This is a genomic window from Pleionea sediminis (assembly GCF_007570825.1).
Taxonomy (GTDB): domain Bacteria; phylum Pseudomonadota; class Gammaproteobacteria; order Enterobacterales; family Kangiellaceae; genus Pleionea; species Pleionea sediminis.
In genome coordinates, this window is the sequence record NZ_SUNB01000009.1 from 126809 (window position 1) to 140934 (window position 14126).

The 14126-nt window shown below is 40.2% G+C and carries 11 protein-coding genes; 5 read left to right on the forward strand and 6 right to left on the reverse strand.

Annotation, left to right across the window (positions count from 1 at the left end):
• Positions 1-83: 83 nt before the first annotated feature.
• The 4 genes from FAX86_RS21030 (at position 84) to FAX86_RS22825 (ending at position 3070) form a co-directional block, all read left to right on the forward strand.
• Positions 84-1094, forward strand: coding sequence for a GlxA family transcriptional regulator (locus tag FAX86_RS21030; protein ID WP_205859272.1), 1011 nt, complete (start codon positions 84-86; stop codon positions 1092-1094).
• A 220-nt stretch (positions 1095-1314) separates the two neighbouring features.
• Positions 1315-1500 carry a hypothetical protein gene (locus FAX86_RS21035; RefSeq protein WP_144395471.1) on the forward strand — a complete coding sequence of 62 codons (186 nt, stop codon included), beginning with the start codon at positions 1315-1317 and terminating at the stop codon, positions 1498-1500.
• Positions 1501-2222: 722 nt separating this feature from the next.
• Positions 2223-2657, forward strand: a complete 435-nt coding sequence (locus FAX86_RS21040; RefSeq protein ID WP_144395472.1) for a hypothetical protein — start codon at positions 2223-2225, stop codon at positions 2655-2657.
• Between the two features lie 290 nt (positions 2658-2947).
• Positions 2948-3070 (forward strand): hypothetical protein, encoded by a 123-nt coding sequence (locus tag FAX86_RS22825; RefSeq protein ID WP_281286454.1) that lies wholly within the window; start codon positions 2948-2950, stop codon positions 3068-3070.
• A 123-nt stretch (positions 3071-3193) separates the two neighbouring features.
• Here the strand turns inward: FAX86_RS22825 and FAX86_RS21045 are convergent, their stop codons facing one another.
• The 3 genes from FAX86_RS21045 to FAX86_RS21055 all read right to left on the reverse strand — a co-directional run bounded on the left by FAX86_RS21045 (position 3194) and on the right by FAX86_RS21055 (position 9603).
• Positions 3194-5389, reverse strand: coding sequence for a choice-of-anchor J domain-containing protein (locus FAX86_RS21045; protein ID WP_144395473.1), 2196 nt, complete (start codon positions 5387-5389; stop codon positions 3194-3196).
• Between the two features lie 60 nt (positions 5390-5449).
• Positions 5450-8653: a TonB-dependent receptor gene (locus FAX86_RS21050; RefSeq protein WP_205859273.1), complete on the reverse strand. Its 3204-nt coding sequence runs from the start codon at positions 8651-8653 to the stop codon at positions 5450-5452.
• Positions 8654-8832: 179 nt separating this feature from the next.
• A complete protein-coding gene (locus FAX86_RS21055) occupies positions 8833-9603 on the reverse strand; it encodes a S1/P1 nuclease (RefSeq protein WP_144395475.1) in 771 nt (256 codons plus the stop codon).
• Between the two features lie 297 nt (positions 9604-9900).
• Here FAX86_RS21055 and FAX86_RS21060 point away from each other — a divergent pair, with 297 nt between their 5' ends.
• Positions 9901-11850 carry an alpha/beta hydrolase family protein gene (locus FAX86_RS21060; protein WP_144395476.1) on the forward strand — a complete coding sequence of 650 codons (1950 nt, stop codon included), beginning with the start codon at positions 9901-9903 and terminating at the stop codon, positions 11848-11850.
• Positions 11851-11944: 94 nt separating this feature from the next.
• On the opposite strand, the gene FAX86_RS21065 is transcribed toward FAX86_RS21060, so the two are convergent.
• From FAX86_RS21065 to FAX86_RS21075, 3 genes are all read right to left on the reverse strand, one after another.
• Positions 11945-12676 (reverse strand): CARDB domain-containing protein, encoded by a 732-nt coding sequence (locus FAX86_RS21065; RefSeq protein ID WP_144395477.1) that lies wholly within the window; start codon positions 12674-12676, stop codon positions 11945-11947.
• Positions 12677-12950: 274 nt separating this feature from the next.
• Positions 12951-13373 carry a DUF3617 domain-containing protein gene (locus tag FAX86_RS21070; protein ID WP_144395478.1) on the reverse strand — a complete coding sequence of 141 codons (423 nt, stop codon included), beginning with the start codon at positions 13371-13373 and terminating at the stop codon, positions 12951-12953.
• A gap of 265 nt (positions 13374-13638) precedes the next feature.
• The gene (locus tag FAX86_RS21075; protein WP_144395479.1) at positions 13639-13845 is read right to left on the reverse strand and encodes a DUF2158 domain-containing protein; all 207 of its coding nucleotides are present in this window, start codon (positions 13843-13845) and stop codon (positions 13639-13641) included.
• Positions 13846-14126: the final 281 nt, after the last annotated feature.

Here is a 14126-nt window from a genome sequence, read left to right on the forward strand (position 1 = left end):
GTTGTCATTCTTAATGCGAGAGTGGCGAATTGGACAGTTATGGGGCATAATTCGCCAAAAATGATAACAACAAAAGAAATATGATGAATACTCATTCGTTGGTGATATTAGCGATAAAAGGAGCTTTGCCTTCGGCTCTTATGGGACTACACGACATGCTAGCGTTAGCAGATTTGAGCGAACATCACAGTCCTGACTCTCCTGAATACTCTTTAAGTAATCATCTGCCATGGAAACCTAAGGTTTTAACAGCAAGTATGAATGGTGAACCTATGGAGTATGGTGCAGGGCATAGGTTCGTACCTGATTGCAGTATTTTCGACATCGAACGATGTGATGGCGTTTTAATTCCGGGGTTTTGTCCTCTTAATACGGGATTGCCTCCTGAATCGATAACTAATAAAGACTGTCGAGACTGGCTGCGAAGGCAATATCAACGTGGAGCACATTTAGGAGCTTCTTGCAGTGGCTCATTTGTACTTGGCGAAGCAGGTTTGCTGAATGGAATTCGATGCACAACCACTTGGTGGCTACATTATGAGCTGCTTAAACGGTTTCCGCGAGTTAATGGTGTTTGGGGAAGTGCAATGCTTCAAGATCAACGAATTTTTACCGCAGGCGGTCCGTTGTCGTGGGTCGATATTTGCTTAGGGATGATCGAGCGCATGGCTGGAAAGTCAGCCGCAAAACGTGTGGCAGATTTTGCCGTTGTTGATTCTGCACCCAAATCACAGGAGCGATACATTCCACAAGGCTATCTTTCTGCTGCCGATCCTTTGTTGGTTGATGCTGAAAATTTAATTAGAGACAACGTTAATGTTCCATTAACGACCGTTCAATTAGGTGAAAAATTAGGACTGTCAGAGAGAACCTTGCATCGACGATTAAAGTCGTTGACTGGCGAGTCGCCAAAAGTTTTTATGAGTCGAGTAAAAATGGATATGGCGAAGACGTTACTTTCAACGAGTCAACAGCCTATTAAAAGTATCGCATTTGATTTAGGCTTCAATGATGACTCCGTATTTAGGAAAGCATTCAAAAAATTTATTGGAATGTCACCAAACGGTTATCGCAAATGGAGTCAGAGAGGGTGAGCTAAGCACTTTTTAACTGCTGCTTTCAGAAAAAAATTGCTCTTAATATGAGATCTGAGTTTATTCGTTAATTTTTCAACTTGGCTTTTCTATTTTCTTAGAATGTTAAATGAATCACTATTTTGCCAAAAGCTAAATTAATAGGCGTAATATTGTTATGGACAGATGTACTATGCACTGTGTTATTCACTCGGAATAACGATTGGAGGAGGTTCGAGTTATGGAGATAGTGAAATCATTTGCTCTCCTAATGGTCGCTTATGGGCTGTATGGTGTTGTTTCGGGAAAAATCTATGCCAAGGATAAGTGGTCGGGTAGGTATGTTTATAAGAATGAAGAGCCTACAAGCTTTTGGTTAATCTGTGCTTCGTATATCGGTATGGGAGCATTTATTTTTCTTATATAGCCAGGGAATAGTGCGTTGTGTAGCTCAGGTTGAATTTTATTGGATTGAGATTTTTGAACGTTTGATACCTCGGCAAAAGATAGGATGTATAAGGATGAATCGAACAATTCACTTTTTTATTATTCTCTCTTTAGTTCTTTTATTTTACTGTGTTTTTTTAACAATTGGATTCTGAAATCTTATTTTTTCTGTCGTTATTCTGTAACATTCATATTTGAGAATAACCGCCTTTTCTGAAGTAAGCGGTTTGGACAATGTCTAAGTATACACGGCGCAATTTTATTAAAGGCGTTACCTGGTTTGGGTAATCGAACGATCATAGTTCCTTAAGTATCATAGGTTCTTAAATTTCATTGGCTCGAAGTAGTAATTTTAAGGAGCCTTAGGGCTCCTTTTTTATAAGTTGAAAGAATAATCGTCGTTATCTATTCATTATTTATTGATAGGTCGGTATTTCAATTATCGACTTTTGCACAGCTGGCTGAATTCCAGGTAGTTGAAACTAAAAGTTAGTCCTTCATAGTTAATCTTGAGTTCAGGCTCCAACCCTATAATAGCTTTCCTTAACCAGGCCAATCTTCTCGAACTTTCATTTGAAAAATTTGATTCAGGTATTTTAGTTAATATCAATAATATGGGCTTTTGATACTCTGAGAAGCCTTCGAGAGAGTGGCTCAATTTGATTTTTAGATTTTCGTTATTATTGAAGAAGTAGAAGTGTTATGAACATAAGTAAATCCTTCACTGTAGTTGTCGGCTTTTTGTTTTTATCAGGCTGTATGGTGGGAAATAAAATTGATACTGAAATTACCCCTATAGGTGAAAGTTATTCCCCAACAAGGAAAGTGGATATTTATTTTGGTGAGTTCCACGAAGAAAGAAAGTACGAGCAGATAGCTTTTCTTCGAGTTCGAGGCAAACAACGTTCTCGTACACCAAAACTTATTGAAAGGATAAAGTTAAAAGCGCAGTCACTTGGTGCTGATGCAGTTATTAATTTAGAAACAACTCGTGAAATAAGAAGAGAAGGATCTCTCGCTTTGTCACTAATCGATAATTTTTCTACTTCGGATGATCCTCATTATCAGCCTTATGAATACGATGAATATAATGCTCTTGTCTTAACTGGTGTGGCAATAAAGTATATTGATGAATAATAGCATTTGAATTTAATGCTTTTTCTGAGTAGGAGAGCTTTTCGGTTTTCAGTCTTCATAAATGACTTTACCTACCGTAATGTCATTATTTATAAATATTAATTTGAATAACCCTTGGTTTTTAGAGTTTATTGAATTTGCACCTATTGCGTGGATTAAGCACCAAAAAGATTCATTTTATGAAGATTGAGCGATTATAAACACCAACAATCAGTGAGTTAGAACCTGTTTTAAATTGGCACAGATTTTTCATTGTTTAAAGGTGATACCAAGCTGAGTTTGGAGGTTGTATGTGTATCAAGATGATTAAAGCGGTAAAACGACTGTCGGATGAGGTGTATTTAATTACTCATTTGGATGTGACCTACTGGGATGTGGAAGAGGAGAGAAGCAAGAGTTTAGATCCTCAATAATTTTTTACAAAGTCTAAATGAGTTCTATTAGCCCCCAATAAAATCAAAAATAATCAGATTAATAATAATTCATAAAAAAGCCACTCATATGAGTGGCTTTTTTATTTCGATCACTAATTTTTTTTATGCAAAGCGGCGTCGTGCACCGGCAACGATAAGAAGTAGTAGACCATAGAGACCTAATGCACCACCTGATGTGTCTTTCACTTCAAATGGAACGTCAGAGAACCCATCGTCCTTTTCAACGATGCGCACATAGTCAATTCTCCAGGTAGCAGAACCTGCGTCAGAACTGGTGTATTGGAAAGCGACTGTGATGTTACCACCAATGAAGTCTGTAATATCAACTTCACCTGACTCTGCCCATTCCCAGCTGCCAGCTGACCAATCGGCTCTGTCTGAAATATCAGTCCATGTTGCTGTACTTACATCGCCACTGTAGTCAGTAGAGATAAGTAGTTTAAGATCATCACCACCATAGTTACGTGCAGAAATGAATTCAACGAAGGCTTCATCCCAATCAACTAGAGTTGTGTCAATTGTAGGAGAAACTAACCAGTCATCAGAGAATACATCGCCGCGGAAACCAGAGATTTCTGCGAATGTTTTCTCGATGTAAGAGCTTAACTCCCAGTCTTTGTCGCTAGCTAAATTGACTGCAGACCAGTTACCAAAGGTTCCGTCAAATTCTTCGATTGTGTAAGTTGTGAAGTTTGACTCTTCAGCTCGAGTCTCAACAACACCGCCAATATTCACATGGTCGAGCTGCCATGTCGCAGAACCTGTATCGTCAGAGGTGTACTGAAAAGCAAATACGGCTTCACCTGACACTATATCAGAGACATCAATTGTTCCAGAGAACACCCAGTCATAACCGCCTTCTGACCATATGACACGATCAGAGATGTCTACCCAGTTAGCTTTAACGACATCAACATACGGTGTTTCAACACCTTGTTCAATATCGGTCGTAACGAATAACTTTAATTGTGGACCAGTAAAGTTAGTGGCGTTATAAAAGCTAATCGTTTGCTCTTGGAAGTTGCTCATATCGAAAACAGGTGAAACGAATAAATCGTTTGAGTCTGCATCATCTCTAAAACCAGACATAGAAACAAAGTTTGCACCACCAAATGAACTCTCTGCCCATTGCTTTGAGCCAGACAAGCTAACTGGAATCCAGTCATTTAAGCCGTCATCGTAGCTTGAAATGGAAGGAGACGATTGTTCTGTTTGATTGATAACACCAAGCGGTTGACTACCGATTTCAATGTTGTCTAATTGCCAAGTTGAAGCACCGGCTTCTGAACTGGTGTATTGGAAAGCGATAGTTACGTTTTCTAAAGCGGTGGTATCACGGTCGCCATTTTCATCAACGATTAATTTCCACAAATCAACGCGTCCTGACTCAACCCACTCATAGCCACCTTGTGACAAACTTACGGAGTCTGTTACTTCGATCCAGGTAGCGGTCTCAACATCATCTGTGTAATCGGTTGAGTAAAAAACATTAATGACATCGCCATCGAAATTTTTTGAGCTATCGAATTGGAAATAAGGATAAGAACCAGTGCTCATGTCGAACGTTGGAGAAACCAACCAGTCATTTGAGAACTCGTCACCTTGATAACCTGAAATACGTGCAAATCCGTTACCGTCGAAAGAACTGCGAGCCCAATCTCTGTTACTTGCTAAGCTAACATCGGTCCATTGACCAAGTGTGCTGCCTTCAAATTCTTCAAGATAGAAAAACTCAGTGCTTGGGTTTTCGTCTGTAGTGAATACCTTAAACTCGTCCACTTCCCAGATTGCCGCGAAAGAGGGCGTCGATGTGTATTGGAAAGCAATAGTAATTGACTCACCAATGTATTCGCTGACATCTAACTTACCTGAATCAGCCCAGGCAAAGTTACCTGTTGACCAAATAGCGGTATCAGTTAAGTCAACCCAGGTCGCGGTCTCAACATTATCTGAGTAGTCTGTTGAAACTAAAACTTTAAGTTGATCACCATCGTATCTTTTTGCTGAATCGAATTGAAAATAAGCGTATTCAAATTCTAAAGCTGTTAAATCAATCGAAGATGAAACTAACCAATCGTTTGAATTAGCATCTGCTTGGAATCCTGAAATTCGTGCGAAAGTGCGCTCACCAAAAGAGCTGGCTTCCCAGTTTTCATTACTGCTTAAGTTTACAGTAGTGAATGTCCAGGTATCGATGGCTTCGAAGTCTTCTGAGTAAATCTCAGACTCAGCAGCTGTCGCTACTTGACTTGTCAGTGCCAATAATCCGGCAACAAGTATAGATTTATTTAATAACATAATGTTTATCCCAATCGTATTTACTTCACGCAGGAGCTAACTCCTGCGTTTGAAATTTCATTAAAATTTGTATTTGAATCCAGCTTTCAAACGCCATACTGATTTGTCAGCACGGTAAGTTGCTGGGTTTCCAAAACGATAACCACCGAAAGGCTCGTCATAAACGTATTGACCGTCTTCGTTGATGTCATAATCGAACAAAATTTGCGTCGTATCACCGAATCGGTTGTAGTAAATGTCGCCTTTAGAGCTATCAAGCAAATTCAATAAGTTTTCGATAGTGAAGTAGAATTCGCCTTTGTGATCGCGTGTGAATCCCGGAATTTCTTGACGTATCGCTAAATTTGAAACGGTATTCCAAGGGCTTCGGTAAGCATTTCGCTGTAAATATCCGCCGCGAGTTGAAATGCCATTCGCTTGAAGATGCGCAACAATTTCTTCGTAGCTCAAGCCGTTAACAAAGTCGACGGCTGGATCGTCGGCACCTGATGGAATGTAAGGTAAGTAGCTGTCTGAATCATCGAAGGCATCTGGATCACCAAGGTCACCATCGCGGAATGAACCCATTACCCAGCTGTAAGGACGCCCAGAAGAACGTTTTAAATATAAGTTAAAGTGAGTTTTATAACCTTCAAAGAGCTCAGCACTGTAATCTAAGTTAACTTTAAGCGCGTGTTCTGTTTGATACGAAGCTGTCGCCGCTTGTGGATTTTGACGATCAACAACCACTGTATATTGATAGCTTGATTCAGCGGTAGAGTTGGAACCAGCAACGAGTTGCTCAACATCTTGATTGGTATAAGAAACGTTTAATTTCACACCGTTATCCCAAGATTTAAAGGCAGATAAAGTCGTAACTAAGCTCTCTCCACCGTCACCATTGGTCATTAAGATGTCGTAGTGGTCAGGATTTCCAGTCACGGGATCGTAGCGACCATAAATGGGTCGACCTTCAACGGTTTCACCTAATTGTCCGCGAGCTAAATCAACCCAGCGAACGTCTTTGAAGTTGTCTTTGTAGATAACTTCTCCAGATAGATCCCAGTCTTCACCTAACCAACCCATGTCAACATTGATCCAATCGGCAGCAAAGCTGTATTGCCAGTATTTTGGAATGTCGAAGTTTGGATCGATAGCTGTCGTATTTCCGTCGCCAGACTCCATTAAATCAAGCACTTCTTGTGGTATCTCTGTGATATTAACATCATTCAAGTAAACGTTTGAGTTAAGGTCGCTTAATAGCGGACGAACAATGGTTACACCGTCGTTGGTGAATGCATTCGACATCCAAACGCGTGGATGACCGCCACTAAAGATACCACCGCCAGCTCGTAGTTCAAGATCTTCAAATCCTGTGTACTTTAAGCTCATTCGCGGTAGCCAAAGTGTTTCGCCATCGAGACTTTCGTTATTGGCAAAGCCATATCGTTCAACAAATCGCGCGTTATAACGTGGACGGTCCGGCGAGTGAATATGCTCGAAACGAACTCCAAACATGAATTGAAGGTCTAGGCTGTAATCCCAAGTATCTTGAATATAAAAGTTATCAAAGGTGTACTCGAAGTCTGCGGCAGCGTCAGCTGAATTATTCGTATCGGCGTTTTGATATGCAAATCCAGAGGCTAAACCTCGGTAGTAATCACCAATACTGTCAAATTCCCAAGTACCTAAAGAATCAGGAACAAAAATATTAAAGACGTCGAGTTCTTCGTGCTGCCAACCAAAGTTTAGCGTGTGCTCTTCGAATAAGTACTGGCCGTCAAAATTAAACGACACCATATCGTTAAATAAGTTATTGGCATGGCGATTACGGTCCGGGCCAAAGTTAACGCGTCTCTCGTAAATAAGCTGTGGGTTACCTGAGTCAGAAACTAAGTTACCATCTGCATCTAAAGGACGACCGAATTCATCGACATAATCTAATTGGGCAATAGAAACCGAACCAATGCCGGTGCCGTTTAATGGCTTTTGAAGATTGTCAGATTCTTTGCTGGTAACTTTGATTTCAGTCGAGAAATTTTCTGTCCAATCAGCATACCAGTGTGCTGAGAAACTAGTAAGCTCATTACCTAGAGTGTACCAGTTTGACGATAGATCAAATGCAGCGTCGGCATTATTGCTTCGAGGCCAGCCAACGGTGACTTCACCGTCAGTATTTTGATAGGTGAAAGACATACGATGGAATTCGTTGATGTCATAATCAATTTTAAGAAGAATTTTTTGGTCTTCTTCTACTGGCGATTTATCCCATCGTCCGGCGTTGAAGCCATACGTGCCTAGAGTGTAACTGATTAATTCTTCCAGAATCTCTTCCTGACGAGTTCCATCTTCTGGAAATAAAGCTGGATCTTGATTTCTTTCGTAATTTTCGTAATTGAAGTAGTAGAATAATTTATCTTCAATTATTGGACCGCCTAAGCCAAATCCCCAAGTTTGCTCGTCTAGGTTTTCAATTGAGCCTTCTTTCGGATCGCCTGTCCAGTCGCCGTCAGCTTTTTCGAAAAACGCGCTGCCTTCGAAATCATTAGTACCCGACTTAGTAACAAGACTGATTTTACCGCCGGTAAAACCACCTTCTGCAGCATTGAAAGGGTTGGTAGCAATACTGACTTGCTCAATTGCATCGATAGACACTGGTGAACGAAGAGTCGGATAACCGCTAGCACCTAGCCCGAAGTCATCGTCTTGGCGAACACCGTCAACACTAATACTGTTAAAACGTGGATTGTTACCCGCAATGCTCATGCCTGAGCCTTCACCGAACCCAATATTAACTAATGGATTTCTACGAAGAACGTCTTTGATATCACGGCCAAAGGAGGGTGAGTTCTCGATATCACGAGCACTGAACACACTACTTGAACCACTATTAGGATAACGGAAGTCAGAACGAGAAGCGGTGATAACAACTTTATTAGCATCATCAGTCGAAAGAAGCTGTTCATTGATTTGCAGCGGGCTGCCAACTTCTAAATAGACGTCAGTTAACTCTTTGTCTTGGTAAGTGTCAGAATCAATAACAATGGTGTAAGGACCACCAACACGTAGACCTGAAACGACAAAAGAACCGGCATCGTTAGGTTTGACGACTTTCTCTGAACCTGTAGGTTCATGTCGAATCGTAATGGTTGTGTTTGGTGCACCATTACCCGTGGGGTTTAAGATAATCCCACGAATCGACGAAGAGGTGTCGCTCGCTGCGAAGTTTGGCGTGGAAACCGCTAAAGCGACGGCGCACGCTACTGCTGAAAGCTTCTTATTCATCATTTATCCTGTTGTTAACACTGTGTATTTCATATCGTTATAATTAAAACGGTCGCGTATGGTATCTCGCCAAAGTTAAAGAATTGTGACACCAGACCTCTTTTGGGTTGGGTCATCACCTACTTTAACTGGACAAAATGACAAAAGGCGATCGCCTCAAAGATTCATATTTCCAAAATTTATTGTTGCTCGCCAAATAATGTGTTGAGTTTCGCTGCCAAGCGAAAGCCAGCTTGAGCCAGGCGTTTATTTATTATTGGAGTGTTTTTATAAGCAAATTCATAATGCAGTCTGCCACCTTGAGGAAAATCATAAAGTGTTGCGCGCAGCTCTTTTGATTCTTTTGCCCAGTCAATGTAGGACGATTTTTGCCATTGTTTGATTACGTCAGGTGACACATCGTCGATAAAATCAGCGTATTCTGTGTACGACATATTTTGATTTCTAATTAAGTCGGTATCCCAAACTCGGTGCAAATTAGAATAGTTACCGAACCATGAGACTTTTATGTCGTTGCCACCGCGATCGTCTTTACGACCTACATGGAAAGGTTGGTGAATATCAGCGACGAAGTGAACGTAGAAGGCAAGAGCTTGCCATTTTTCTTGGGGAGAGGCGGTTTGAGAAGACAGTGTTTTTTCTGACTGATTGAGGGACTTCAGAATGTCTCCCTCTTTACTTCTTTCAACCTCTCCGAAAGATTCGTCGTCGGCAATTGAAATATAGTGCCAGGGTCCCGTGTGGTCCCACCGCTCATCTGACTTAATGTCATCAGGCCAGGTGGACAGTTTTGCAAGGGGGACACCTTGAATAAGTTGGGATATGCGCTCTTTTGCTGTTTTGTTGAGGTTTTGTTCAGCGATGTGAGCCACAATACGGTGACCATTTTGACCAAAAGCTAAACACTGCTGACCTACAGCCAGTAATAAAATACTTATAAACAGTCGCATAAAATAAAGAGCGTTACTACCAGTAAGTTGAACAAGCTACAGCATTAAATATCGAGTTCCTCTGGCAAACTTTTTGCCGTTTGAAGAGGTCCAACGAGTTATGCTGACATCGGTCGCGGATTGTACAGTAAAAATATCTTTATGAGAAGTCGTTAACGTTTAAAAGTTTTGAGGTGTTAGGCTATGGTTGTTTCGTGTGGTAATTTTCTCGTGAGACAGCTGAGAAGTGTTGCTTTTTGGCGATCGATTGATTGTTGTTTGGTATAAAATTCTAGTTTTTATTACAAAGGCTTTGTTATGAGAATGTTGATTGGTGGGCTGCTTGGTCTCTTTGGATTAGCTTTCAGTAGTCACTTGGCTGCTTTTGAACCGCAAGAGATATTAAAAGATCCGGATTATTATCAAGTGTCCTTATCTCCTGACGGTAAACACATCGGGTTATTAAAGAAAACCGACGACGGCAAAGAAATTCTGATCGTCGATTCAAAAACAATGAAAGCTGTTAACGTATTAGTTTTCCCAGAAGATAATGAACTCAATCAGTTTTATTGGGCAACGGATGAGAGGTTGATAGTTGATCTTTCTAGTGAGTCGAAAACTAAAAATAGCTATCAAAAAAGAAGTGATTTCGATCGAAAAATATCAAAAAGTCATCGCATAAAAGTTCGGCGCGCTAGAGATTTAGTCCGTGAGTTTCGCAATACTGACTTATACGCCATAAATATTGATAACTCAGAAGGTAAGTTTATTTTTGGAAAACGAGCCATTCAAAAACGGGGACAAGATTGGTATGAAGTGAGTAAAGAGAAACGGCAGACTCATCAAAGTAAACCTCACGTTATTTCAATCATGCCTTCGGATCCCGAACACATTTTAATCCGCACTCATTACAAAAATTCGAGTTCCGTCTTTAAATTGAATATTGATACTGGCGGATTGGAACGTTGGATTGATATGGAATATCGGCCTCAACAATTTAAATATTTTGATAGTGTTAATGAATTATGGAATGTGAGTTATGAGAACAAGCAGGCATTCCTTGAGAAGTTTCATCCAAAGGCTGGAAAGTGGCAACGTTATGAGCCTAAGAGTATGACTCGCGATTTAGAGTTAATCGACTTTGATTTAGAAAAGGAATTACCAATTGTTAGTGATTATTGCGGTAATAACACTCGAAGTTTTTGCTACTTTGATCCACAGCGAGGTAAGTTAGACCCTTTTTTTAACGAATACTCGTACGGTGTTGAACAATTGTTTTTGTCCAAAAAAGGAGAGCCCGTTGGATATGGCTGGTTGGGAGAGTATCCCCAATACAAAATGACATCGAATGAAACTCAACGAGCAAAAGTGATTGCTGGATTATTGGATACCTTTAAAGGATTTCATATCGACATCGAGTGGCAGTACAAAACAGCAAATAAAGCGTTGATTACTGTTCATGGTGATGTTCAAGCACCAACTTGGTATTTATTTGATGCAAATCGAAAGGAAAAGCTCGTTTATGTTGCCAGTGAAAGGAAAAGTATCGCACCCAAGCAGCTTAACACAACGTATTCCTTTAAGTTTGATTCGCTGGATGAAGTGACTATTCAAGGTTATGCGACTTTGCCTCAGAAACCACTCAGTTCACCACCACCGGCAGTGGTTATTTTTAATTCCAACATCTATGAAAATAGAATGCGTTGGTCTTTTGATCCCTTAGTGCAATTTATCAGTGCCCATGGTGTTGCTGTCGTGCAAGTGAATCATCGTGGAACACCTGGGTTTGGTGAAGCATTTAAAAACTTAGGCCGACCGATTCATAAAGACTCTATTTTGCAAGACGTGATTGATGCCGTGGATTATTTACAGAAGAACAAGCAAATAAGTCAAAAAGTCTGTATTTTGGGTAAAGACAGAGGCGCGCAAAGTGCTTTTAAGGCATCGCTCTTGGCACCTAAAACATTTTCTTGCGTCATTTCAGACTCCGCACGTTTTTCTCATTATGAAGATGAAAGCAAGAACAAATATTCACTCGTTAATCGTGCTGATGAACAGCAAGTTCCAGTCTTATTAATGTACGGTCAAAAAGGAAAGGAAAAGCTTGAATATAATCAGGGAATTTTGATGCAAGAGGCTCTTAAAAAGCATAAAAAAGTGGTTGAAGTCTATGAGAGAAATGAGGATGATTATTATTTAAATGATGAAAGTCATCGCGCTGCTCATTTCGAGGCAATGATTAATTTCGTATTACGTTATATAAAATAGTTTAACTAACTTAGTTTAAAAAATAAGTTTTTGCATTAGCCACACGGGTCAATAGTTACCCGTGTGGTTAGCAGACCGAAAATTTCAATTCAAATTAACCCTGTTTAAAATATCTTAATCGATTGTTATCTTCTTTACATTCTTCGACTTGATTGTATGAATCGACAAAGGCAATGAGTTCAGCATCAGGGTCAAAAACCCAATAGTTGAAGTAAAAAGTCAAAACCGCTGTTCCTCCTGCCGGTAATCCTGATGAGTAAATGGAAGTATTAGCACCCGTTCCTGGATCGGATAGCTGTGTGTAAAACCCCGAAGCAGCTTGGTTTCCGACGTTAGCAATTAGCACTTTAACAACGCTTCTTTGATTTGGATGATCCCATTCTGGATCGTATATTTTTGATACGATTAAATCGGGTTTTTGACATTCGTCAGGTCGAACACAAAGACACATGAAATATTCGGACCGAAATGGTTCAATGCCGATGGTGCTAACATGACACACGGGCCAACTGTCAAATTGATTGCCATATAGCCAGTGCGAATACGGATCATTTTTAGGCTCGAGTATAATCTCTTTTTCTCGAGTGACTTTACAAACACTGGTGCGGCGAGTTTGCCCATCTAAGTCATTACTTCTTTCACTTTCTGCTCGAGCTCTTGCCCACACCTCACAAGTCTGAGGGCAGGTGAGAGGTCCTTCGCCTTTATAAAAATTAGGGTACCAGCCAGCGGAATAGCGCTTCATTGAAAGATCTTGAATTGGATCGGCAAAACTAGCTAAAGAAAGAAGCATTAATGGTAAAAAGATAAGTGTATTAAGTTTCATAGTAAATCCCTCTTATTGTTTCCGGTCGCATCTAATGTAGGAATGAAAACAATCATTGATCAATGGATGATCTCTGAGGTTTAGCGATAAAACGCAATTAGAGTTGGGTAAGCGAGGGAATATTTAATAGAGCGATAACAGGGATTATGGATTTGCGATGATTGCTAATGGTTCAAACGCTTTGAATTATCTCAGCTCAATTGCTCGTTAATTTCTGAGCGAAAGTCTATCCACGCTCAGAAATTTAGTTGAATGTGATGTCAATTAAAAGGCTTTAACCTTTTTTGCAGTCGCCCAATCTTTTCGATTGCCATTTCATCGACATGTTCATTGTTTGACCCATCATAGTCATTTGAATTTGCATATCTCCCGAACCTTGGTCATTTTTTACTTTATAGTTACCTTCTACGGAAGAGGTTGTTCCTTGAGACTCACATTGCATTTTGAATTTTACAGCATGCTCACTGATATCATTTTTAACAAGCTTACAGCCATCCATACCGCGCATGAGTTGCGCTGGATTAAACTCAGATTCATGAATGCATTCCTGCGTTGTTTCAGTAACAGGTTCTCCAGACATCGGGTTTGTTCGGGTCATTTTGGTTTCCCAAAGTCCTGGATTTACTTTTAAGCTTTCACCCAAAGTCAGGTTTGAAAAAATCGCAAAGAACAATGCTGAGTAAAGTGATTTGGTCATTTGCTGAGCTCCCTTGAAAGAATGTGTGTTGTTTTTTGTGAGTACAATACTCAACCATATGTTTCTTTCTAAGAGAATGCAATCAGCACCTTGACGAATTGGGAATCAGGTAACGAGAGCAGAAGTGGAAATCGTCAGCACTCGCCTATGATTTGAGCATTTGCTCATAAATTGCCAAGTTGGCTTTGTTTGCCAATAAAGTGAAACACTCGGAGCCAAAAACTAGGGGAGTTGTTTGGCCCCGAGAGCAGCGCTTTGAAATTGTTTAAAAGACGCTTTTCAGCATCGATGGCTTGAAGACTTCTTTCTTTAATGTTGTACCAACGAACCACTTACATACGATGTCGTTTTCTTCGGCACCGACATTTAAGTAGTACTCTTTACTCGGATCTGGAAGATCTTTAACAAAGTTAAAAATCGTCATTTTAGTTCCACCGGAATTTAATTGTACTAAGTCGCCTCGTCTCATCATCAACCTCGTCAGTTTATGAATTCAATCCTACTTTCTGTTTTTTATACGCAATTGGAGATGTGACTGCTGTGCAAATGATTGGAAAGTCACATTATTTGCTAAAAGCATTAAAAAACAGAGGGTTAGAATATGATTTTTGGCGTGTTCTGGTAGTTAGGAACACCAAATTCACAACTTCCAGTTGTGAATTTGGTGTGAATTAGGTCATTTTTTGTCTCATTCAAAGATATTTGACAGATATGTAGCAAATTGAGGCATGGGTCCTTATTGGTTGAATGCAG